Origin of the sequence: Bradyrhizobium acaciae, assembly GCF_020889785.1 — a bacterium.
Taxonomy (GTDB): domain Bacteria; phylum Pseudomonadota; class Alphaproteobacteria; order Rhizobiales; family Xanthobacteraceae; genus Bradyrhizobium; species Bradyrhizobium acaciae.
The window spans coordinates 229,491-250,778 of record NZ_JACMYK010000002.1 but is presented as its reverse complement, the minus strand read 5'-3'; the positions used below and the strand labels follow the sequence as shown (position 1 = coordinate 250,778).

At 64.8% G+C, this 21,288-nt stretch carries 22 protein-coding genes; 14 read left to right on the top strand and 8 right to left on the bottom strand.

The window, feature by feature from the left end:
* Positions 1–63 precede the first annotated feature (63 nt).
* A complete protein-coding gene (locus H8A92_RS02340) occupies positions 64–1,209 on the bottom strand; it encodes an alpha/beta fold hydrolase (RefSeq protein WP_229194253.1) in 1,146 nt (381 codons plus the stop codon).
* 102 nt (positions 1,210–1,311) lie between these two features.
* Here H8A92_RS02340 and H8A92_RS02335 point away from each other — a divergent pair, with 102 nt between their 5' ends.
* Positions 1,312–1,812: a hypothetical protein gene (locus H8A92_RS02335; protein WP_229194252.1), complete on the top strand. Its 501-nt coding sequence runs from the start codon at positions 1,312–1,314 to the stop codon at positions 1,810–1,812.
* Between the two features lie 227 nt (positions 1,813–2,039).
* Here the strand turns inward: H8A92_RS02335 and H8A92_RS02330 are convergent, their stop codons facing one another.
* Together H8A92_RS02330 and H8A92_RS02325 are read right to left on the bottom strand one after the other, a co-directional pair.
* Positions 2,040–3,584: an acyl-CoA synthetase gene (locus H8A92_RS02330; RefSeq protein ID WP_229194251.1), complete on the bottom strand. Its 1,545-nt coding sequence runs from the start codon at positions 3,582–3,584 to the stop codon at positions 2,040–2,042.
* Positions 3,585–3,772: 188 nt separating this feature from the next.
* Positions 3,773–4,945 (bottom strand): acetyl-CoA C-acetyltransferase, encoded by a 1,173-nt coding sequence (locus H8A92_RS02325; protein ID WP_229194250.1) that lies wholly within the window; start codon positions 4,943–4,945, stop codon positions 3,773–3,775.
* 108 nt (positions 4,946–5,053) lie between these two features.
* Between H8A92_RS02325 and H8A92_RS02320 the strand changes: the two genes are divergently transcribed.
* The 9 genes from H8A92_RS02320 to H8A92_RS02280 all read left to right on the top strand — a co-directional run bounded on the left by H8A92_RS02320 (position 5,054) and on the right by H8A92_RS02280 (position 14,491).
* Positions 5,054–5,782 (top strand): TetR family transcriptional regulator, encoded by a 729-nt coding sequence (locus H8A92_RS02320; protein WP_420831279.1) that lies wholly within the window; start codon positions 5,054–5,056, stop codon positions 5,780–5,782.
* Positions 5,783–5,827: 45 nt separating this feature from the next.
* Positions 5,828–6,586 (top strand): SDR family NAD(P)-dependent oxidoreductase, encoded by a 759-nt coding sequence (locus tag H8A92_RS02315; protein ID WP_066513200.1) that lies wholly within the window; start codon positions 5,828–5,830, stop codon positions 6,584–6,586.
* Positions 6,587–6,748: 162 nt separating this feature from the next.
* A complete protein-coding gene (locus H8A92_RS02310) occupies positions 6,749–7,555 on the top strand; it encodes an enoyl-CoA hydratase/isomerase family protein (RefSeq protein WP_229194249.1) in 807 nt (268 codons plus the stop codon).
* Between the two features lie 41 nt (positions 7,556–7,596).
* Positions 7,597–9,462: an AMP-binding protein gene (locus H8A92_RS02305; RefSeq protein ID WP_229194248.1), complete on the top strand. Its 1,866-nt coding sequence runs from the start codon at positions 7,597–7,599 to the stop codon at positions 9,460–9,462.
* A gap of 164 nt (positions 9,463–9,626) precedes the next feature.
* Positions 9,627–10,754: an acyl-CoA dehydrogenase family protein gene (locus H8A92_RS02300; RefSeq protein ID WP_229194247.1), complete on the top strand. Its 1,128-nt coding sequence runs from the start codon at positions 9,627–9,629 to the stop codon at positions 10,752–10,754.
* Positions 10,755–10,767: 13 nt separating this feature from the next.
* On the top strand, positions 10,768–12,015 hold the full coding sequence (locus tag H8A92_RS02295; protein ID WP_229194246.1) for an acyl-CoA dehydrogenase: 1,248 nt from the start codon (positions 10,768–10,770) through the stop codon (positions 12,013–12,015).
* Between the two features lie 26 nt (positions 12,016–12,041).
* Positions 12,042–13,286: an acyl-CoA dehydrogenase gene (locus tag H8A92_RS02290; RefSeq protein WP_229182002.1), complete on the top strand. Its 1,245-nt coding sequence runs from the start codon at positions 12,042–12,044 to the stop codon at positions 13,284–13,286.
* Between the two features lie 2 nt (positions 13,287–13,288).
* Positions 13,289–14,002, top strand: coding sequence for a nitroreductase (locus H8A92_RS02285; RefSeq protein WP_229194245.1), 714 nt, complete (start codon positions 13,289–13,291; stop codon positions 14,000–14,002).
* A 78-nt stretch (positions 14,003–14,080) separates the two neighbouring features.
* On the top strand, positions 14,081–14,491 hold the full coding sequence (locus H8A92_RS02280) for a hypothetical protein (RefSeq protein WP_229181998.1): 411 nt from the start codon (positions 14,081–14,083) through the stop codon (positions 14,489–14,491).
* Here H8A92_RS02280 and H8A92_RS02275 read toward each other — a convergent pair.
* The gene (locus H8A92_RS02275; protein WP_229194244.1) at positions 14,488–15,492 is read right to left on the bottom strand and encodes a helix-turn-helix transcriptional regulator; all 1,005 of its coding nucleotides are present in this window, start codon (positions 15,490–15,492) and stop codon (positions 14,488–14,490) included. The genes H8A92_RS02280 and H8A92_RS02275 overlap by 4 nt on opposite strands.
* Positions 15,493–15,574: 82 nt before the next feature.
* Here H8A92_RS02275 and H8A92_RS02270 point away from each other — a divergent pair, with 82 nt between their 5' ends.
* Positions 15,575–16,228, top strand: coding sequence for a glutathione S-transferase family protein (locus H8A92_RS02270; RefSeq protein WP_229194243.1), 654 nt, complete (start codon positions 15,575–15,577; stop codon positions 16,226–16,228).
* A 12-nt stretch (positions 16,229–16,240) separates the two neighbouring features.
* Positions 16,241–16,675, top strand: coding sequence for a DUF6157 family protein (locus tag H8A92_RS02265; RefSeq protein ID WP_229194242.1), 435 nt, complete (start codon positions 16,241–16,243; stop codon positions 16,673–16,675).
* A gap of 209 nt (positions 16,676–16,884) precedes the next feature.
* Here H8A92_RS02265 and H8A92_RS02260 read toward each other — a convergent pair whose 3' ends face one another.
* Both H8A92_RS02260 and H8A92_RS02255 read right to left on the bottom strand, forming a co-directional pair.
* On the bottom strand, positions 16,885–17,670 hold the full coding sequence (locus tag H8A92_RS02260) for an enoyl-CoA hydratase/isomerase family protein (protein ID WP_229194241.1): 786 nt from the start codon (positions 17,668–17,670) through the stop codon (positions 16,885–16,887).
* 11 nt (positions 17,671–17,681) lie between these two features.
* Entirely contained in the window at positions 17,682–18,794 is a 1,113-nt protein-coding gene (locus H8A92_RS02255; RefSeq protein WP_229194240.1) for a cyclic nucleotide-gated ion channel, read from the bottom strand.
* Between the two features lie 338 nt (positions 18,795–19,132).
* Between H8A92_RS02255 and H8A92_RS02250 the strand changes: the two genes are divergently transcribed.
* Both H8A92_RS02250 and H8A92_RS02245 read left to right on the top strand, forming a co-directional pair.
* Entirely contained in the window at positions 19,133–19,801 is a 669-nt protein-coding gene (locus H8A92_RS02250; RefSeq protein ID WP_229194239.1) for a Crp/Fnr family transcriptional regulator, read from the top strand.
* Between the two features lie 29 nt (positions 19,802–19,830).
* On the top strand, positions 19,831–20,712 hold the full coding sequence (locus H8A92_RS02245) for a DUF6537 domain-containing protein (protein ID WP_229194238.1): 882 nt from the start codon (positions 19,831–19,833) through the stop codon (positions 20,710–20,712).
* Positions 20,713–20,780: 68 nt separating this feature from the next.
* Here the strand turns inward: H8A92_RS02245 and H8A92_RS02240 are convergent, their stop codons facing one another.
* Together H8A92_RS02240 and H8A92_RS02235 are read right to left on the bottom strand one after the other, a co-directional pair.
* Entirely contained in the window at positions 20,781–20,999 is a 219-nt protein-coding gene (locus H8A92_RS02240; RefSeq protein ID WP_229194237.1) for a hypothetical protein, read from the bottom strand.
* A 58-nt stretch (positions 21,000–21,057) separates the two neighbouring features.
* Positions 21,058–21,273, bottom strand: a complete 216-nt coding sequence (locus tag H8A92_RS02235; RefSeq protein ID WP_229194236.1) for a hypothetical protein — start codon at positions 21,271–21,273, stop codon at positions 21,058–21,060.
* Positions 21,274–21,288 lie beyond the last annotated feature (15 nt).

Sequence of the window (21,288 nt, the reverse complement as noted above, 5' to 3'; positions counted from 1 at the left end):
GGCCGATTCAACTAAAACCCATCCCGCTCTAGAGCGACTGATTCGATCAGAACCGAAGTGGCTCTACCTTGCGCGAGCGAGGAACTGAAGCAGCAGCCGGCTCACTTCGTCCGGCTGCTCCTGCTGCACCCAATGGCCGGCGCCGTCGACCAGGTGACAGCCGATCATGTTGGTACAGGCTCTCGTCTGCATCACCTCGAACACGCCGGGCCGCTGATAGGTGCCCCAATCCTGCTTGCCCGAGATGAACGCCGATGGCTGATCGATGCTGCGGCCGCTCCAGGTCTGCAATTCCGGCGTGAACGCGCCTGACGTACCGCAGCGGTACCATTGCAGCCCGCCCTGGAACCCGGTGCGCTGATACTCCGCGCTGTAATAGGCGAGGTCGCGATCCGGCAGCCAAATGTTGGCGGCGATCGCCTCGCGTGACGGCATCTCCTCGGCCACCGTCGCGGCCATGTCCTTGGCGAGGTCCATTACGTAATAGGTCGGCAACTTTGCCAGCTCGCCCGCCGACCAGGATTGCAGTGGATAGGGCTTGTTGCCTTCCCAGTCCGCGCTCTTGTGATGATAGTAGGCGCGCAGGAAGTCGTGCACGCCTTGCGGCGCGCGATGCATATCGTCATTGGCCTGATACGTCGAATAGTACCATTGGTAATGCTTGCGCGGTCGCGGCAGCGCGGCCAGCTCCCGATGCACGGGGTCTTCGCTCGCGGATTTGGCCGGTTCATTGGCCGTATTGAACGGCAGCGACGGCGGGCCGGAGAACGGCGCGCTCATCATCACGACCGCGCGGAACACGTCGGGGCGGATCAGCGCGCACCACGCCGCGACCGACGAACCGAAATCGTGCCCGATCACGGCGTCGACGTGGGTGTAACCGAATGCTGCGACCAGCCCGAGCGCATCGCGCACCAGATTGGGCAGGCGGAACACGGCGAGGTCGCCGTCGTAATCCGCGCTCCAGCCGGTGGTGCGGCCATAGCCGCGCTGGTCGGGCGCGATCACGTGATAGCCGGCCGCAGCGAGCTTCGGCATCACCTTGCGCCAGGAAAACGCCAGCTCCGGAAAGCCGTGCAGCAGCAGCAGGCAGGGCCGGCCGGGTGTTTCGAAGCCGGCTTCGAGCACATGCATGCGAAGGCCGTTGATCCCGTCGACATAGCGCGAGCGGATGGTGGAGGGCAGCGGGACGTCGGGGAGCGTTTCCATCTGAGATCACCTGTCGGGCGTCGTCGCAGAACCAGCGCATTTTGCTGTATGCTGACGGCCATTGATTCACGATAGCAACTTTGCCCAGGGGATGCATACCGCATGCGCCACGCGAGGATTGCAGAGCTGACCGGCTCGATGTCGCGTCTCGGTCTAACGGTCGTGGCCCTGATGCTGATTCCGGCGGTTCGTGCCGCCGACATCAAGGAGGTGACCGAAAAACTGCCGCACGCCTATATCGGCGAATTCCTGTGGGACGACGACAACACGGTGCAGAACGTCGTCATTACTTTCGACAAGGTGCAGGCCTTGAACGAGCAGAACGCGGAAGCGCGTGGCTGCGGTTCATATGAGGTCGGCCGGAGCGTGACCAAGATCGGCGTGCAGATGTTCATCCGGCTGTCCGATCTCGAGGTCGAGATTTTTGAGCGTTCGCCCGACGGCAATGGAGCGTTCGAGACCGAGGGCAGCCATCGCGGCAAGCTGTCGGACGATCTTCAGCAGATCGATGCGCAGTGGACGACCACGGCCGATGGCAGGCACGGCCAGCTGCATCTCCGCGCCGCGGCTTCCGCCGCCTGCGAGCCGGCCGCAGCATTGTAGGTCGAAGGGTCAGGCGCAGGCGGGTATCCATGCGCTCCTCGCCCTCCCTGGAGGGTAGGCGTGGATTGCTTTGCATGACTTCGGAATATTAGAAATGTATCCCTGAGTTGCCCGACGTGTCAAGTTGCCCTGTCGAACGCCGGCAGCCGCCGGCTCCTTTGCATGGGGTTGTTTTCGATATTTTGGCCGCGCGCCCGCGGCGCCCTCGAGAAGAGGGCGAACCGCGATCACGGCCTGGCAGGCGCCTTCGGCCAATACCGGTCGCGCAGATGGCGCTTCACCAGTTTGCCGGTCGGCGTGCGCGGCAGCTCCTGCTCGAAGTCGATGCTCTTCGGGCATTTGATCGGCGACAGATGCTGGCGGCAGAACGCGATCAGCTCGGCCTCGAGCGCCTTGCCGGCCTTGGCGATGTCGTGCGGCTGCACCACGGCCTTGACCTCTTCGCCCATCTCGTCGTTCGGCACGCCGAACACCGCGACGTCGGAGACCGCGGGATGCGTGATCAGCACGTCCTCGGTCTCCTGCGGGTAGATGTTCACGCCGCCGGAGATGATCATGTAGCTCTTGCGGTCGGTCAGATAGAGGAAGCCCTCTTCATCGAGATAGCCGACGTCGCCGAGCGTCGACCAGCCCTTGGCGTTGTAGGCCTTCTTCGTCTTCTCGGGATCGTTGTGATAGGTAAAGACAGGCGCGTCGGCGAAATAGACCTGGCCGATCTGGCCCGTCGGTACCTCCGCCTCGTTCTCGTCGAGGATTTTGACCTTGCCGACCACCGCGCGGCCGACCGTGCCGCGGTGGGTCAGCCATTGCTGCGAGGTCGAGACCGTGACGCCGTTGCCTTCGGAGCCGGCGTAGTACTCGATCAGGATCGGCCCCCACCATTCGATCATCCTGGCTTTGACGTCGACCGGGCAGGGCGCCGCGGCGTGGATCGCGCCCTTCAGCGATGAGACATTGTAGCGGGCGCGCACCTCGTCGGGCAGCTTCAGCATGCGCACGAACATGGTCGGCACCAGCTGCGACTGCGTCACCTTGTGCTTCTCGACCTGTTTCAGGAATTCCTCGGCGTCGAAATGCTCCATGATGACGGAGGTGCCGCCGAGCACCGTCGCCATCATGTTGAAGCGCAGGGGAGCAGCGTGATAGAGCGGCGCCGGCGACAGGTAGATGCTGTCGGCGTTCATGCCGCACATGTCGGCGGTGAGGATCTGCAGGAACGGGTTCGGCACGTCGATCCGGTTGCCCTCGAACTCCTTCTTGATGCCCTTGGGGCGGCCGGTGGTGCCGGAGGAATACAGCATGTCGTAGCCGGCGACCTCGTCGGCAACAGGCGTGGTCGGCTGCGCACCGGCTTCCTTGTCATAGGAGCGGAAGCCCGGCGCCGGCTCGTCCATCATGTAGAACAGCGGCTCGCCGGGTTCGCCCTTGACCAGGCCCTTCACCTTGTCGGCGCATTGCGGGGTGGTGATGAACACCTTGGCGCCGCAATCCTTGATGATGTAGGCGATCTCCTCTTCCGTCAGGTAGCGGCTGATCGCCGTGTAATAGAGGCCCGAGCGCTGCGCGGCCCAGCAGATCTCCATGAAGGCGAGGCGGTTTTCCATCAACAGCGCGATGTGATCGCCGGGCTTCAGCCCGAGCGAGCGGAACAGATGCGCGCCCTGGTTCGAGAGCTCGTCGAGCTCGCGATAGGTGATCGCCTTGCCGCTGCCCGCCATCTGGTAGGCGATCTTGTTCGGATGGTTACGCGCGTGGATGGACGGATGGGTCATCGTGTTTCCTCAGGACGTCAAAAGTGGTCGTCCCCGCGAACGCGGGGACCCATCACCACCGATTTTTGTTGTTGGACTGGGTTGTGGCCCCAGCCGGGCCTAACCACGGGCATCTGTGGTTATGGGTCCCCGCGTTCGCGGGGACGACATCTGTTGCGTGGAGGCTGCGTGCCTCGTTTCTCGCGACGTTACAGACGTTCGACAATCGTGACGTTGGCCATGCCGCCGCCTTCGCACATGGTTTGCAGGCCGTAGCGCTTGTTGCGCTGCTTCAGGGCATGCAGCAGCGTCGTCATCAGCTTGGTGCCGCTGCCGCCGAGCGGGTGGCCGAGCGCGATCGCGCCGCCATTGACGTTGAGCCGGGCCGGGTCGGCGCCGGTGGTCTTCAGCCACGCGGTCGGCACCGAGGCGAACGCCTCGTTGACCTCGAACAGGTCGATGTCGTCGATGGTCATGCCGGCCTTCTGCAGCGCGCGCTGGGTTGCCGGCAGCGGCGCTTCCAGCATGATCACGGGGTCGCCGCCCATCATGGTGAGGTGATGGATGCGCGCCATCGGTGTGAGGCCGAGCGCCTTGAGGCCCTTCTCGTTGACGACCATGACGCCGGAGGCGCCGTCGCAGATCTGGCTGGCGCTGGCCGCGGTCAGCTTGCCGTTCTCGGCGATCAGCTTGACGCCCTTGATGCCGTCGAGGCTGGCGTCGAAGCGGATCCCTTCATCGATGTGGTGGGTGTCGGTCGAGCCGTCGGCGCGGGTGATCTTCACCGGCACGATCTCGTCCTTGAAGTGGCCGGCTTGTGTCGCCGCGATCGCGCGCTGGTGGCTGTTATAGGAATATTCGTCGAGTTCATCCTTCGACAGGCCGTACTTCTCGGCCATCATCTCCGCGCCGGTGAACTGGCTGAAGACGATGTTGGGATACTTCGCCTCGATGCCGGGGCTCTTGTAGTGGCCGAAGCCGTTCTTGGCGGGCAGCGAGGAGGCGAGGCCCATCGGCACGCGGGTCATCGATTCCACGCCGGCGGCGATCACGCAGTCCATCGTGCCGCTCATCACGGCCTGCGCCGCGAAGTGCAGCGCCTGCTGCGAGGAGCCGCACTGGCGGTCGATCGAGGTGGCGGGCACGCTCTCCGGCAGCTTCGAGGCCATCACGGCGTTGCGCGCGATGTTGGTGGATTGCTCGCCGGCCTGCATCACGCAGCCCATGATCACGTCCTCGACCTGCGCGGGGTCGACACCGGTGCGATCGACCAGCGCATCAAGCACGGTGGCGGCCAGATCGGCCGGATGCCAGCCGGCGAGACGCCCTCCCTTGCGGCCGCCCGCGGTGCGAGCGGCGGCGACGATATAGGCCTCGGCCATGTCTGATCTCCCTGATGTTTCTGGATTGGGCTGGTAAGTTGGGCCGGATTTAAGGGGCAGCTCAGCATTTAGTCAATCAATCAATTAACTCTTGAGTGCAGCCCCGCCATGGGCTTATGTGCGGCCTCGATTTACCGTCGAGCCCCAAAACAGAGCGGGACCAGAGCGCAGTTGAACACCAGCGTACCGACGAAACTTCCGGCCGGAAAGAATGCCACTGCCGACAAGCTATTGGTGGCAGCGAGCGAGCTGATGATCGAGCGCGCCTCGATCGAGGTCTCGCTGTCCGACATCGCGCAGAAGTCGGGCGTCAACGCCGCGCTGGTGAAATATCATTTCGGTAACAAGGACGGGCTGTTGCTGGCGCTCTTGGCGCGCGACGCCGCCACCGAGATGTCGCAGCTCGAATATCTCATCGGCCAGCCGATCACGCCGTCCGCGAAGCTGCGCCTGCATATCGGCGGCATCATCCGCGCCTATCACCAGTTCCCCTATATGAACCGGCTGATCCACTATCTGCTGCACGAGAGTTCGCCTGCCGCGGCCAACGAGGTTTCGAAATTCTTCGTCGCGCCGCTGCTGGATTTTCACCGCCGGCTGCTCGCTGAAGGCATCAAGGCCGGCGAATTCCGCAAGATCGATCCGGTGCTGTTCTACACCAGCCTGATCGGCGCCTGCGATCACCTGTTCTTCGGCCGCCACGCGATGTCGCGCGCGGTCGGCGTCGGTCCGGTCACCGACGAGGTCTGCCGCGAATACATCAAGCACATGGAAGCCTTGATCTTCGGCGGCGTGCTCAATCCCGATAAGGAAACGGCAGCGGTCGCCGCCGGATAACAAGTTCAAGTCTAGAGAAGAAACGCTCAAGGAAAGGTTGTTCCCATGCAGTTGAAAGACGTTGCCGTTCTCATCACCGGCGGTGGCTCCGGCCTCGGTGCCGCAACCGCGCGCGCCATGGCCGCCAAGGGCGCCAAGATCGGCGTGATCGACCAGAACAAGGAAAACGCCGAGAAGGTCGCGGCCGAAGTGAAGGGCGTGGCCCTGCACGCCGACGTCACCGACGAGGAAGCGATCAAGGCGGCGATCGCCAAGGCCGAGGCCGCGCACGGTATCGCGCGCGTGCTGATGAACTGCGCCGGCATCGGCGGCTCGCAGCGCATCGTCGGCAAGGACGGCGTCTATCCGCTGGCGAAGTTCGTCCGCATCATCAATGTCAACCTGATCGGCACCTTCAACGTGCTGCGTCTGTTCGCCGAGCGGCTGGCGACCGAAGCCCCGATCGGCGAGGAGCGCGGTGTCGCGATCAACACTGCGTCGGTCGCGGCCTATGAAGGCCAGATCGGCCAGATCGCCTATTCCGCCTCGAAGGGCGGCGTCGTCGGCCTGACGCTGCCGGCCGCGCGCGACCTCGCCAGCCTCAAGATCCGCGTCAACACCATCGCGCCCGGCCTGTTCCTGACGCCGCTGCTGATGGGTCTCAACGAAGAAGCCCGCAAGAGCCTCGGCGCCCAGGTGCCGCATCCGGCCCGCCTCGGCGACGCTTCGGAGTACGGCAACCTCGCCGTCCACATCGTCGAGAACCCGATGCTCAACGGCGAAACCATCCGCCTCGACGGCGCCATCCGCATGGCCCCGCGCTAGCGGCGAATTCCACTGTCGTCCCTGCGAAAGCAGGGACCCATACTCCGCGGCGTCTGTAACAGGCAAACCTGGCAGACGCCGCGCAAAACAACAAAAGCCTGCGGTTATGGGTCCCGGCTCGCGCTTCGCTTGGCCGGGACGACGGTCGGGAGGACCATGCGCGTGTCTCAGCCGCTGCTGATCGAACATCACGATGGAACAGATTGGGTCACGCTCAATCGCCCGGAAAGCCTCAACGCGCTCGATCCCACGATGATCGATGCGCTAAATACTTACTTCCAGGGCCTGCAGCGCAACCGCGACACCCGGGTCGTGGTGCTGAGAGGCGCCGGTGCGAATTTCTGCGCCGGGCTCGATCTCAAGCACGCGATGGCGCGCCGCGGCGGGCAGACCGAGCCGCCCGGCGTCACCGAGTCGCTGGACTCGCAGCGCCGCATTGCCGACATCGTGATGCTGATGCGGCGTTGTCCGCAGCCGATCATCGCGCTGGTGCAGGGCGCGGCCGCCGGCGGCGGCTTTGCACTGGCGCTCGCCGCCGACATCCGCATCGCGGCGAAGAACGCGCGGATGAACTGCGCTTTCATCAAGCTCGGCTTGGGCGGCTGCGATATCGGCACCAGCTATTTCCTGCCGCGCCTCGTCGGCGTGTCGGTCGCTTCCGAGCTGATCCTCACGGGACGCTTCATCCACGCTGAGCGCGCCCTTGCGGTGGGCCTGGTGTCCGAGGTGGTCGAGGCCGCTGATCTCGACGCTGCAGCCAATCCTTACGTCGATGCGATGATGACGGCCTCGCCTGTAGGGCTCCGCCTCTCGAAAGAATGCATCAACATGAGCGTCGATGCCGGCTCGATCGAGGCCGTGATTGCGATGGAGGATCGCAACCAGGTGCTGTGCAGTCGCTCCGAAGATTTCCAGGAAGGCATCAGGGCCTTCCTCGAGAAACGAAAGCCTGTCTATATCAGGCGTTGAGAACAGATCCTCAAAAGGACAAGAATTCCGGCAGGCGCAAAATGGATGGAGACGCGGCGATGCTGACGAAACCGGCCTTTCGCAAGGTGGATTGGCTCGCGCGTGACATCGCGGTCGAGCGGCGCGCTGATGGTACCGTCGTGCTGAAGTCGCGGATTCCGCTGCAGGCCTACGAGACGCACATCCCGGCCTACCTCGCCAAATGGGCGACGCAGGCGCCGGAGCGGATCTGGCTGGCGCAGCGCGGTGGTCCCGACCGGCAGTGGCGCAAGGTCTCCTACGGTGAAGCCAAGCGCACCGTTGATGCGGTGACCCAAGGCCTGCTCGATCTCGGTATCGCCGACGGCCGGCCCGTCGCCATCCTGTCAGGCAATTCGATCGAGCACGCGCTGATGACGCAGGCCGCGATGCAGGCGCGGTTGCCGGCCGCGCCGGTGTCGCCGGCCTATTCGCTGATGAGCCAGGATCATCTCAAGCTCAAATATCTGTTCAATCTGATCAAGCCCGCCGTCGTGATGGTGCAGGATGGACCTGCCTTCGAAAAGGCGCTGAAGGCGATCGATCTCTCCGGCATCACGGTGGTCCACGTCCTGCGGCCCTGCGAGGGCATCGAGAGCGCGGCGTTTGCCGAACTCGCGGGAACGAAGGTGACGGCCGATGTCGACGCGTCGATCGCGAAGATCACGCCGGACACCGTCGGCAAGCTGCTGTTCACCTCAGGCTCGACCGGCATGCCGAAGGCCGTCATCAACACCCAGCGGATGATGTGCGCCAACGCGGCGATGATGATGCAGGTGCGCCCGCGTGAAACCGCCGGCCCGATCCCGACCGTGCTCGACTGGATGCCGTGGAATCACACCATGGGCGGCAACGCCGCGTTCAATCCGGTGCTGGTCGACGGCGGCACGCTCTACATCGACGACGGCCGGCCGATGCCGGGCCAGCTCGAGGAAACCATCAGGAACCTGCGCGAGGTGTCGCCGACCTATTACGCCAACGTGCCGGCCGGCTATGCGGCGCTCGCGGCTGCGATGGAGAAGGACCAGGCGTTGTGCGAGAGCTTCTTCAAGAACCTCTCGATCATGGCTTATGGCGGCGCCCGGCTGCCCGACGATCTCTATGACCGCATGCAGGCGCTTGCGGTGAAGACCACGGGCGAGCGCATCGTGTTCTACACCGGCTGGGGTTCGACCGAGACCGCGCCGACCTCGACCGGCACCTACTGGGACACCGAGCGCGTCGGCCTGATCGGCCTGCCGTTCCCCGGTGTCGAGCTGAAGATGGTGCCGTGCGGCGCGAAATACGAATTGCGGCTGCGCGGGGTCAACGTCACGCCAGGCTATTTCGGCCAGCCGGACCTCACGGCGAAGATGTTCGACGAGGAAGGCTTCTACTGCATCGGCGATGCCGGCGTGTTCGTGGATCCTGCTGATCCGCTGAAGGGCATCATCTTTGCCGGCCGCGTGGTCGAGGACTTCAAGCTGACCACCGGCACCTTCGTCCATGTCGGCTCGCTGCGCACCGATGCGATCGCTGCCGCGACGCCGGTCGTGCATGACGCGCTGGTCGCGGGGCAGGATCGCGAGTTCATCGGCCTGCTGTGCTGGCCGAACCTGCACGCCTGCCGCCAACTCGTCGGCAGTGCGGATGCGAGCTACGAGGACGTGATCCGGCATCCCGAGGTGGTCGCGTGTCTCAAGAATGGTCTGCAGGCGCACAACGCATCCACCACCGGCAGCAGCATGCGCATTGCGCGTGCGATGCTGATGGTCGAGCCGCCGTCGATCGACGGCAACGAGCTCACCGACAAGGGTTACATCAACCAGCGCGCGGGCCTCGAACGCCGCGCCGCGCTGGTGGAGAAGCTCTATGCCGGCAAGCCCGGCGACGACGTGATCGTGCTGTGATGAAACCAGACTCTCTCCTCTCGTCAGTCCGGGATGCACCGCAAGGCGCAGGCCCGGAATCCGTCAAGCCGCATTATCCGTTGATCGATGGATTCCGGGCTCGCGCTTCGCGCGCCCCGGAATGACGGCTAATTGAAACGACAAGAACGAAAAAGGAAAACGCCATGAATTTCGATTTCTCCGACGAACAGAAGCAGATGCGCGACGAGGCGCGGAAATTCCTGAGCGAACAGTGCCCGCCGAAGGCCGTGCGCGAGGTGCTCGACGGCAAGGCGCCCTACGACAAGGCGCTATGGAAAGGCCTCGCCGAGATGGGGTTCCTGGGCGTGGCGATCCCGGAGCAGTTCGGCGGCGCGGGTGCCGGTCATCTCGAACTCTGCGTGATCGCCGAGGAAATGGGCCGCGCGCTGGCGCCGGTGCCGTTCTCCTCCACCGTCTATCTCGCCGCGGAAGCGATCCTGATCGCAGGAAGTGACGCACAGAAGCAGAAGTGGCTGCCGAAGATCGCCTCCGGCGACGCCATCGGCACGCTGGCGCTGTTCGAGGGCAAGGGCAATCCGTCGCCGAAGGCGGTCAAGGTCACGGCTAATGGCGGCGTGCTGAACGGTATCAAGAAGCCGGTCGCTGACGGTGCGATCGCTGATTTCGCCGTGGTCGCTGCACGCACCGGTTCGAGCGGGCGCGAGTCCGATATCTCCCTGTTCATCGTCGATCTCAAGGCCGGTGGCGTCGAGGTCAAGTCGCTGACCAATATCGATCTCACCCGCGGCCAGGCCGAGTTCACTTTCAAGGACGCCAAGGCCGAGCCGCTCGGCGCGACCGGCGAGGGCTGGAGCGTCATCACCCAGGTGCTGGATCGTGCCGCCGTTTTGACGGCGTTCGAGCAGGTCGGCGGCGCCGACCGCGCGCTGGAGATGGGCCGCGACTATGCGCTCGACCGTATCGCGTTCGGCCGTCCGATCGGCTCGTTCCAGGCGGTCAAGCACATGCTGGCCGACATGTATGTGTCGGCGACGCTGGCGCGCTCGAATTGCTACTACGGCGCCTGGGCGCTCTCGACCAATGCCGGCGAATTGCCGGAAGCGGCCGCAGCGGCGCGCATCAGTGCGACGCAGGCGTTCCAGCACTGCGCCAAGAACAACATCCAGGTCCATGGCGGCATGGGCTTCACCTGGGAGTTCGACTGCCACATGTACTACCGCCGCGCCAACGCGGTGGCGCTGGGTCTCGGCAGCCTGTCCTATTGGGAAGACGCGTTGATCGACCGCATGCGCAAGAAGAACGCGGCGTAAGCGGGGGACCGTCATGAATTTCGACGACACCCCGCAGGAGGCCGCATTCCGCGCCGAGGCGAAAGCCTGGATCGCGGCCAATGCGCCCAGGCAATATGAGGACGAGCTGCGCAAGGCCTCGCTCGGCCGCGTTGCGCTCAAGGGCGCCAATATCCTCGAAGTGGCAAAAGCCTGGCAGAAGAAGAAGGCGGATGCCGGCTGGGCCTGCCTGCACTGGCCGAAGGAGTATGGCGGCCGCGGCGCCTCGCCGATCGAGCGCGTGATCTGGCAGCAGGAGGAGGGCCCGTTCGGCCGCCTCAGCTCGATGTTCATCATCGGCCACGGCATGTGCGGCCCGACCATGATGGCGTTCGCCGGCGAGGAGCAGAAGCGCAAATATCTGCCGCCGCTCGCCTCCGGCGAGAAGATCTGGTGCCAGCTGTTCTCGGAGCCCGCCGGCGGCTCCGACGTCGCCGGCCTGCGCACCCGCGCCGAGAAGCAGGGCGACGAATGGGTCATCAACGGCCAGAAGATCTGGACGTCAGGAGCGCATTATTCCGACTACGGCATCCTGCTGACCCGCACCGATCCTGACGTCGCCAAGCACAAGGGCCTCACCATGTTCTTCCTGGACATGAAGAGCCCGGGCGTCGAGGTCAGGCCGATCAAGCAGGCGAACGGCGCCTCCGACTTCAACGAGGTCTATTTCACCAACGTGCGGATTCCGGACTCGCAGCGGCTCGGCAATGTCAATGACGGCTGGAACGTGTCGCTGACCACGCTGATGAACGAGCGGATGTCGATCGGCGCCGGCGTCGCCACCGGCTTCCCCGAGCTGTTCGATTTCTGCAACAGCCTGATGCTGGAGGATGGCCCCGCAATCGAGAACCGCGCGGTGCGCTCCAAACTTGCGAACTGGGCGGTGAAGGCGAGCGGGCTGAAATACACCAGCATGCGCGCGATCTCCGCGCTGTCGCGTGGTGAACGCCCGGGACCGGAGAACTCGATCGGCAAGCTGGTCGCCGGTTCGATGATCCAGGACGTCGCGACCTACGCGCTCGATCTGCAGGGTGCCGCGGGCGCCTTGAGCGGACCCGAAGATGCCGAGGTCGCCGGCAAATTCCAGGCGATGCTGCTGCGTGCGCCGGGCACCCGCGTCGAGGGCGGCACCGACGAGATCATGCGCAACATCATCGCCGAACGCGTACTCGGTCTGCCCGGCGACATCCGGGTCGACAAGGACGTTCCCTTCAACAAGATCCCGACCAAGGGCCGCGCCTGAGCGCGCGCAACTGAAAGAGGTTCGCCATGAATTTCGATGACACGCCGCAGGAAGCCGAATTCCGCGCCGTCGCCCGCAAATGGATCGCTGCCAACGCGCCGAAGGAATTCGAGGAGGAGCTCTCGAAGTCCTCGCTCGGCCGCATCCGGCTCGCCAAGCACGACATGGTCGAGGTCGGCAAGGCCTGGCAGAAGAAGAAGGCGGAAGGCGGCTGGGCCTGCCTGCACTGGCCGAAGGAATATGGCGGCCGCGGCGCCACGCCGATCGAGCGCGTGATCTGGCAGCAGGAAGAAGGCGTCTACGGCAAATTGACCCAGCCGTTCCAGATCGGCGAGGGCATGTGCGGCCCGACCGTGATGGCCTGGGGCAGCGAAGACGCCAAGCGCCGCTATCTGCCGAAGCTCGCCTCGGGCGAAGAGATCTGGTGCCAGCTGTTCTCCGAGCCCTCGGCCGGCTCCGACGTTGCCGGTCTGCGCACCCGCGCCGAGAAGAAGGGCGACAACTGGGTCGTCAACGGCCAGAAGATCTGGACCTCTGGCGCGCACTATTCCGACTACGGCCTGTTGATCGCGCGCACCGATCCGAATGTGCCCAAGCACAAGGGCCTCACCATGTTCTTCCTCGACATGAAGAGCCCCGGCGTCGAGGTCCGGCCGATCAAGCAGGCCAACGGCATGCAGGAGTTCAACGAGGTCTATTTCACCGACGTCGTGATCCCGGACAGCCAGCGGCTCGGCGCAGTCGGCGAGGGCTGGAGCGTGTCGCTGACCACGCTGATGAACGAGCGCATGTCGATCGGTTCGCGGCTTGCGACCGGCGTCCCCGAGATGTTCGAGTTCTGCTCCAATTTGATGCTGGAGGACGGTCTTGCGATCGACGATCCGGCGGTGCGCTCCAAGCTTGCGAGCTGGGCGGTGAAGGCGAGCGGGCTGAAATACACCAGCTACCGCGCCATCTCGGCGTTGTCGAAGGGTGAGCGTCCCGGTCCGGAAAACTCCATCGGCAAGCTCGTCTCCGGCCTGATGCTGCAGGACATCGCGACCTATGCGATGGATCTTGAGGGCGCGGCAGGCAGCCTCACGGGCACCGATGAGGAGCAGGCCAACGGCCAGTTCCAGCAGATGCTCTTGTCATCGCCCTCGATGCGCATCGCCGGCGGCACCGACGAGATCCTGCGCAACATCATCGCCGAGCGCGTGCTGGGTCTGCCTGGCGATATCCGCGTCGACAAGGACGTGCCCTACAACAAGATCCCGACCAAGGGGCGTTGAGCATGGACGCGAAGACACCCGGCGCGCGCTACCCGACCGAAGACCGCATTGGCGCGCTCGAGGAATTGCTCAACGAGCGCTATTCGGTACGCGCGTTCCAGCCGCGCGAGGTGCCGCGCGACGTCATCGAGCACATTCTCACCACCGCGCAGCGCACCGCGTCCTGGTGCAACAGCCAGCCCTGGGAAGTCCTGATCGTCTCCGGCGAGGCCAAGGAGCGGTTTCGCAAGGCGATCTATGCCGAGGCCTCGCGCGGCCTCGGCGATGATTACGACTTCACGCCGCCGCGCGAGTATGTCGGCGTCTATCTGGATCGCCGCCGCGAAAGCGGCTTCCAGCTCTACAATACGCTCGGCATCGCGCGCGGCGACAAGGCGGCCTACGCCAAACAGGCACTGGAGAATTACAATTTCTTCGGGGCGCCGCACATTGCCGTGATCCACACCAACGAGCCGCTCGGAATCTATGGAGCGATCGATTGCGGCGGCTATGTCTCGAACTTCATGCTGGCCGCGCAGGCGCTCGGGCTCGGCACCATCCCGCAGGCTGCGATCGCGCGTCATTCCGGCCTGATCCGCCGTCACTTCAACCTGCCTGATGACCGCCGGGTTGTCTGCGGCATCTCGTTCGGCTATGCGGATCACGGGCACAAGGTGAACAGCTACCGCACGTCGCGCGCAACTGTGGCGAATACTGTCACATTCGTCGATGTATAATTTCCTCAAGGCGGGAAGGTCGGTTCACCCTTCCGCCGAGGACAAGAAGAAACGGCAAGAAGAACGTCTTGAACAACAATGGCGAATAACGCCTCCCTGACGCCGGCTGAGATCAGCTGGCAGCTGCACCGTCTGCCTGCGCTCGAGCGCGACGCGTTCATCGCTTCGCATTATCTCGGACAGCCCGTCGCCTGGAAGACCCGCTTCTTCGATGCGATCGACTGGGGCGCGGGCTCAGTGCTGCAATTCAGCTTCCTGCAACGCGGCTGGCACCGCCATTCGCGGCTCGACAATCCGATTTATGCCTATATCGACATCGAGCAACATCCGGAAACGCGCGGCCTGCGCCGCGGCCGGCGGATCGATCTCGAAGGCACGATCAAGGGCATCGATTTCGTGACCGGGATTACGCTCGCGCTGGACCGGTTCGAAATCCTGCCGGTCAATTTTCTCGACCGCTTCGTCATCAGCTCCGACAGCCGCTACTAGCGCTTGCGTCCCGCCACCGCGCGGCGCGGTGTCGCCTCGACATAGCGTGCGGCCATCGCGCTGGTGAATTCGGTCATCTTCTCGCGCAGCTCGTCGGGCGCGATCACCTCGGCCTCGGCGCCGAGCCGCAGCAGCTCGGTCGCGGCATGCCACACCGTCTTGCCGACCGGCATGGTGGCGACGTGCCATCCGTCGGCGTCGGTGTTATCGGCGAGCCGCATCCGCGCCTTCACGTAAGGATGCGCCAGCGCATCGAACAGCTTCAGCCCGAGCGGCGACAGCCGCACCGTGGCCTCGTTCGGATGCAGTTCGGCTTCGAGCCGCTCGATCGAGGCGCGCCAATAGGCAGCGAGATCGAAATCCGCCGGCCGTGTGAACGGCGTCTCGAGCGCCGTGCAGTCCAGCACCCGCGCGACGCGGTAGCTGCGCACGCTGCCGTCGACGAGGCCGGCGAGATACCAGCTGCCGCCCTTCAGCACGAGACCGAGCGGCGCCACCCGCCGCCGCTTCTCCGCCTTCCAGCTCTGGTAGCGGATCTGGATCAAATGTTCGCGCAGCACCGCGCCGGCGATGGCGCGCAGGTGCTTCGGCTCCTCGGTTTCGCCGAACCAGCCGGGCGCGTCGAGGTGGAAGCGCTGCTGCATCCCTCTCGCGTTCGGGCGCAGGTTCTCCGGCAAGGCCGCCATCAGCTTGGTTTGCGCCGCCACCATTGCGGCGTCGAGCCCGAGCGCGGCGGCGGGGCCGGGCAGGCCGGCCATGAACAGCGCCTCGGCCTCGCCCTGCGACAGCCCGTTCAGCCGAACGCGGTAGCCGTCGAGCAGCCGGTAGCCGCCCTCGGCGCCGCGATCGGCATAGACGGGGACGCCGGCGGCGGCGAGCGCGTCGATGTCGCGATAGATCGTGCGCACCGAAACCTCATTGGCTTCCGCCAATTCGGGCGCGGTGACCTGCCCCCGTGCCTGCAGGGTGGTGAGGATGGAAAACAGCCGGCTCGCGCGCATCGTCAGATCATACCTGACACAAGATGTCAGGTATAGGCGGACATAAGGAGGCCATGCCCCCGACGGCGCAAGGAGACTGCCCATGACCACCTCTGCCACCACCGACCGCGTCACGCTGTATTACTCGCCGCAGAGCCGCGCCACCGGCACGCGGGTGCTGCTGGAGGAACTCGGCGCGCCCTATGATCTGCACGTCCTCAACATGAAGGCGGCCGAGCAGCGCAACGCCGCCTATCTCGCCATCAATCCGCTCGGCAAGGTGCCGGCGATCCGCCATGGCGACGCGCTGATCACCGAGCAGGTCGCGATCTTCATCTATCTCGCCGACCTGTTTCCGCAGGCCGGCCTGACGCCGGCGCTGACCGATCCGCGCCGCGGCCCGTATCTGCGCTGGATCGCCTATTACGGCTCGTCGTTCGAGCCGGCGGTGATCGACCATTTCATGAAGCGCGAGCAGGCGCCGATCACGCAGTCGCCCTATGCCGATTACGACACCATGCTGGGTACGCTGGAAGCACAGCTCGCAAAGGGGCCCTATCTGCTCGGCGAGCGGATCACGGCGGCCGACATCCTCTGGGGCATTGCGCTCTCCTGGACCATGATGTTCGGCATCGTGCCCAAAAGGGACGTGTTCGTCCGCTATGTCGAACGCATCACCGCGCGCCCGGCTTTCCAGCTGATCTCGAAGGCCGATGACGAGATGGCGGCGCAGCATGCAGCGGCGACCGGCGTGTGATACGATCGACGGATGGTCAAGGAGCTCTACACCACCAACGTCGTCAACACCTTCATCCGTGTCGCGGAGGATTGCCCCGCGCGCGTCGGCGAGGAGCCGCGGCCCTATGGTGGCAAGCCGACGGTAGGCGCGCTGCAATACGCCATGCTTGCCGGCGCGCCCTACAAATACACGTCCGACGACGTCGTGTTCGCGACGTCGTCGGCCGGCCGCGCGCTCGGTGCGAAGGCGACGAAGAAGGAACGCAGTGCGGCCCGCGAGACGTTCTTCTCGAAAGGCCAGGCCTGCATGCGCGCCTCGCCGCTCGGAAAACGCTTCGGCTGGGGCGTTCACGCCGACGCCGAAGGCCGCATCGCGATCTACGCCGTCGACAGCAAGCGCTATCAGGCGCTCGCCCGTGACCCTGAGATCGCGCAGACGAGCGCGATGCGGTCGAAGCGGGTGTAGCGACACTCCGTAGCGGATACGACGGGCCCGCACACCGATAGCCCCGTCATCCCCGCGCAAAGGCTTCGCCTTTGTCGCTGGAGCAAGCCTTGCGGCGCAATTGCGCCGCTGGGCGAGCCTCGAAGGATGAATCGGCCACCAGCCGGGCCGCCGACCCTTCAAGACGCGCGTTCCGCGCTCCTCAGGGTGACGGCGTTGATAGTGCCGACTTAGAACTGCGGTGCCCGCTTCTCCGCGAACGCCTTGATGCCTTCCTTGATCTCGTCGCCGCGCATGCTGTCGCGGTGGCGCTGGTCGGCGGCGGCTTCGTCCAGTTCGCCGCGGGCGAATTCGTTGACCGCGCGCTTCATGCCGGCCATCGCCTTCGGCGCATTGCCGGCCAGGATCGTCGCAAGCTTGTCGACCTCCTCGTCGAGCAGGTCGAGCGATACCATCGCGGTGAGGTAGCCGATCCGCAGCATCTCCGGCGCCGAGATCTTCTGCGCGGTCAGGAACAGCATCTTGGCGTTATCGACGCCGAGCCTCGTGACGTAGCGCTGGATGCCGCTCTTGTAATAGTGCAGGCCGAGCCGCGCTGCCGGCATGAACATTTCCGCGGTATCGACGCCGATGCGGAAGTCGCAGGCGAGTGCAAGGTCGGTCGAGCCGCCATAGACGCCGCCATTGAGCCGGCAGATCGTCGGCACGCTCAGATCCTCGAGGCGGTTGACCACCACCTCGAATGCCGAGCCCGCGCTCTGCTGCTCGTAGGCGCTCACCGCGCGCTCGGCCACCGAGTTGAGGTCGTAGCCGGCCGAGAACGCGCGTCCGGTTCCGGTCAGCACCAGCACGCGGATCGCAGGATCCGCCTCGATCCGGTCGAACAGTCTGACGAGCTCGCCGAGGTCCTCGGCCTGCAGGCGGTTGAGGTGCTTCGGCCGGTTGAGGCGGATCGTGGCGCGTGCGCCTGATATTTCGAGCACGGGTCCGCTGGCGGTGTCGGCCAACTCGGCCATATCGGTCTCCATCATTGATTCTCGAGTTCGCGTCGCTTCGCCTCGGCGTCGATGGTCTCGGCGAGATCGGGATGCCTTGCCATCAACAGGCGGAAATCGACCAGGTCAAGCACCAACAGCTTGGTGACCTTGCTGGTCGAGACGTTGGCGCCCCGCTTGGCGTTGCCGAGCAGTGCCATCTCGCCGAAGAACGCGCCCTCGCCGAGCTTCACCTTGCGTCCGGGCAGGTCGACCTCCACCTCGCCGGCGGCGACGAAGTACATGCAGTCGCCATTGGTGTCCTTGCGGATGATCATGGTGCGCGGCGGCAGGTCCATCGTCCGCAGCACCTGGGTGACGTCGGCGATCGCGGCAGGGCCGAGATGCGCGAAGAACGGCACCTTGCTGACGGTCTCCCAGGTTCTCAGAAAATTGTCGCGGCGGGTTTCGGCGGCAAAGCCGGTCGCCAGAATACCGGTCCACAGCCCGAACACGCCGAGGCCCGAGATCATAACCATGGCGGCGACGATGCGGCCGAGCGGGGTGATCGGCACCACGTCGCCATAGCCGGTCGTGGTCAGCGTCACCACCGCCCACCACAGCGCGGCCGGCACGCTGCCGAAGGTCTGCGGCTGGACGTCCCGCTCCAGGAAATATTCGGCGACAGAGGCCAGAAACACCACCATCAGGAAGATCACGAGCACGCTGAGCAGCGGGCCGGACTCCACCACCAGCACGCGGCGGAGCTGGCGCAGGCCGGGGATGCCCGGCACCACCTTCAGCACCCAGAGCACGCCGAGCAGCCATGCGGTCTTCGGCTCGAGGCCGGCGAGCAGCGCCAGCGGCACGGCCAGCGCGCCGATCGCATCGACGATGCCGGCGCTGGACAGCTGGTAGAACCAGAACTTGTCCTGCCGCCGCATATGGCGCACCCGCACCAGCCATTCGAACACGAAATAGGCAAGGCAGGCCCAGAGCAGCGCATCGACCCAGTGCGGCACCGCGTCATAGGCCGGCGCGACCGTCAGCAGCGTCATCATCGCGACACCGACGGTGACCGCGACATAGGCTGCCGTGGTCATGTTGCGGCCGGCGGTGGCGGAAACGAAGCGCGTCAAGGCCGGAAGGACGAGCGGCTTGGACATCGGAACGGAGCTTGCCTGTCGCTGAACTGCTGGAATCGAGGCCCTGCGAATGGCGGGGCGTGCGTCACAAACTGCCTCTCCCGGTTGAGGCCGTCAACGCGCAGGCTTGCTGCGGCATGATCACGGCGAAAGTCCGATATGTTGGACAAATGGCCTAACCTTGTTGGCCCGATTTTGCGCCCGCGAATGTGAGAAATCAGACAAATCGTCGCTTTTTCCCCGTATATCGGGGATGCTGGGCGACGCGATGGCTATGCGGTGCGGGCAGGCAACCCGGTCAGGAATGAAGCGACTAATAAGGCGATCTCATTCACTTCTTGAGAATTGGCTGGTTTCCGATGGATACCTCACATCTCGCGCAGCACGCCGGCGCCGCCGGCAGTTTCTTCGCATCGATCTTCGTGGTCGCCACGCTGTCGATGCGCACCATGATCCCGCTCCGCGTCTTCGCCATCCTGACCAACATCATCCTGATCGCGACCGCGGTCCCGACCCACAATTACCCGACGCTGATCCTGCATGCCGTGCTGCTGCCGGTGAACACCTATCGTCTGCACCAGATGCTGCAGCTGGTCCGCAACGTGAAGCGATCGGTCAACAGCGATCTCTCGATGGATTGGCTCAGGCCGTTCACGACGGAGCGCAAATTCAAGGCGGGCGAAGTCCTGTTCTACAAGGACGAGAAGGCCGATAGCATGTTCTACATCGTCAGTGGCCGCTTCCGCCTGGTCGAGTCAGGCATCGAGCTGCCGGTCGGCGCCCTGGTCGGCGAGTTCGGAATGCTGTCGCCGTCGAACACGCGAACCCAGACGCTGGAGTGCGTCGAGACCGGCATGGTGCTGTCGGTGACCTATGACCAGGTCGAGCAGCTTTACGTCCAGAATCCGGCGTTCGGCTTCTACTTCCTGCGTCTGTCCAGCGCCCGCCTGTTCCAGAATATCGCGACGCTCGAGCAACGGCTCGCGCAGCACGCCACCCCACAAGTGGCGGAGCCGAAACCTGCATGAGCCCGGCGACGAGTTCTGGAGGCGCCGCAGTGCCGGATGACGACAGTCTGCTGGCTTCGCTTCGCTATCTCTTCGCCGACATCATCGGCGACGAGGACGCGGGGCCACCGGTGCTGCCTGACGCCTGCCCGGACCATCTGAGGCCGACCGTCACCGAGGCCATCGATCTATTGATCGCCTATCAGAGCACGAGCTACGCCCAGCTCTATATCGACCGGCTCAAGCGCTTCGTCGGCCGCCGCGGCGTTGACGATGCGCTGCTTGCCGAGATCGCGCGGCTGATGGCCGAGCGCATGGCCTATGAGGACGCGATCCGCATCGCCCAGCTCAAGCTCGGCGAAGTCCATGCGGCGGGCGGCCTCGCGGCGCGCTCGGTCGACGACGTCAAGAAGCTTCGCCTCGACGAGTTGATCGATGCCTTGCCGGCGATGGTCGCCGATCCGGTCCTTGGCGTGCTCGATCAGTTCGGCTGGCGCCGTCGCCGGGTCTCGATCCGCTTCAGTGCCAACAACCGCTTCAGCGTTCGCCGGCTCAGGATCGAGGCTGGCCTGAAGCGCTGGCGGCTGTTCTCGGGGCGCTATGCCAAGGAGCGTGCCTGGGTCGAGCGCTGGCTGCACATGATCGACCGCAGCTTGACCAAGCAGCCGGGCGCAGCCCCAGCTGTCGTAGAGACCGCGACCATGATCCAGGGCTACGGCGATCCCTATCGCCAGGGCATCGCGGACTGGCACGTGATCATCGACGGGCTGGTCAAGCCGACGTTCGACGGCGTGCTCGAGCTTCCCGACCTTGCCGCCGCCATCAATGAAGCCCGCGAAGCTATCATGCCCGACCCGCGGCAGGCCGCGCTGAAGCGCAAGATCGCCGAGATTCGCGCGCGGGCGCCGGCAAACCCATCACCGTCAACCTGAGGTGCGCGAAGCGCGTCTCGAAGGGTCGGCGGCTCGAGTGAAGGTGCTTGCGTCTCTCCAAGACTACTCTACCGCTTCATGTGTGGCGGCTCGTCGTAGCCGTGGCGGCTGGAATAGAACAGCAGACCCATCAGACCAGCGCAGACCGCAGCGAGAAGCACGATGCCGATCGTGAACAGGACGATGCCATAGGTCGGCACCGGAGCCTCGACAGTGAGCCCTTCATAGGCGTAAGCGCCGACGGCGACGAGAAGCACCAGCAGGCCGATGCTGATTGCAATGCGCATGTGAATCTGCCTCTGCTGAAGGCCAAGGGCAGATGGCAGCTAAGGCAGCTTGCGCTGACTATCCCGCTGCGGCGGTGACCTTGGCCAACGCCTGTCGCCCGGCTTCGGTGAGCTCGGAAAGCGTCGTCCTGCCGTTCTTGGCGCATTTGATGATGTATCGGGCAACGCGCCGGCGGGTGTCATGTTCCTCGCCATGCAGCGCGTCGGCGCAGACCTGGTCGAGCGCAAAGTTCATCGCAGCGAGCGTACGTGAATCAAATCGTTCCTCGATCATCGCAGCTCTCCCTTG

Coding starts and splice junctions, on each gene's coding strand:
- H8A92_RS02320 (WP_420831279.1), top strand. CDS start 5,054: ATGGGCTTATGTGCGGCCTCGATTTACCGTCGAGCCCCAAAACAGAGC.
- H8A92_RS02325 (WP_229194250.1), bottom strand. CDS start 4,945: ATGGCCGAGGCCTATATCGTCGCCGCCGCTCGCACCGCGGGCGGCCGC.
- H8A92_RS02280 (WP_229181998.1), top strand. CDS start 14,081: ATGGCGAATAACGCCTCCCTGACGCCGGCTGAGATCAGCTGGCAGCTG.
- H8A92_RS02340 (WP_229194253.1), bottom strand. CDS start 1,209: ATGGAAACGCTCCCCGACGTCCCGCTGCCCTCCACCATCCGCTCGCGC.
- H8A92_RS02235 (WP_229194236.1), bottom strand. CDS start 21,273: ATGATCGAGGAACGATTTGATTCACGTACGCTCGCTGCGATGAACTTT.
- H8A92_RS02285 (WP_229194245.1), top strand. CDS start 13,289: ATGGACGCGAAGACACCCGGCGCGCGCTACCCGACCGAAGACCGCATT.
- H8A92_RS02315 (WP_066513200.1), top strand. CDS start 5,828: ATGCAGTTGAAAGACGTTGCCGTTCTCATCACCGGCGGTGGCTCCGGC.
- H8A92_RS02335 (WP_229194252.1), top strand. CDS start 1,312: ATGCGCCACGCGAGGATTGCAGAGCTGACCGGCTCGATGTCGCGTCTC.
- H8A92_RS02270 (WP_229194243.1), top strand. CDS start 15,575: ATGACCACCTCTGCCACCACCGACCGCGTCACGCTGTATTACTCGCCG.
- H8A92_RS02240 (WP_229194237.1), bottom strand. CDS start 20,999: ATGCGCATTGCAATCAGCATCGGCCTGCTGGTGCTTCTCGTCGCCGTC.
- H8A92_RS02265 (WP_229194242.1), top strand. CDS start 16,241: ATGGTCAAGGAGCTCTACACCACCAACGTCGTCAACACCTTCATCCGT.
- H8A92_RS02295 (WP_229194246.1), top strand. CDS start 10,768: ATGAATTTCGACGACACCCCGCAGGAGGCCGCATTCCGCGCCGAGGCG.
- H8A92_RS02300 (WP_229194247.1), top strand. CDS start 9,627: ATGAATTTCGATTTCTCCGACGAACAGAAGCAGATGCGCGACGAGGCG.
- H8A92_RS02260 (WP_229194241.1), bottom strand. CDS start 17,670: ATGGCCGAGTTGGCCGACACCGCCAGCGGACCCGTGCTCGAAATATCA.
- H8A92_RS02330 (WP_229194251.1), bottom strand. CDS start 3,584: ATGACCCATCCGTCCATCCACGCGCGTAACCATCCGAACAAGATCGCC.
- H8A92_RS02305 (WP_229194248.1), top strand. CDS start 7,597: ATGGATGGAGACGCGGCGATGCTGACGAAACCGGCCTTTCGCAAGGTG.
- H8A92_RS02255 (WP_229194240.1), bottom strand. CDS start 18,794: ATGTCCAAGCCGCTCGTCCTTCCGGCCTTGACGCGCTTCGTTTCCGCC.
- H8A92_RS02290 (WP_229182002.1), top strand. CDS start 12,042: ATGAATTTCGATGACACGCCGCAGGAAGCCGAATTCCGCGCCGTCGCC.
- H8A92_RS02275 (WP_229194244.1), bottom strand. CDS start 15,492: ATGCGCGCGAGCCGGCTGTTTTCCATCCTCACCACCCTGCAGGCACGG.
- H8A92_RS02250 (WP_229194239.1), top strand. CDS start 19,133: ATGGATACCTCACATCTCGCGCAGCACGCCGGCGCCGCCGGCAGTTTC.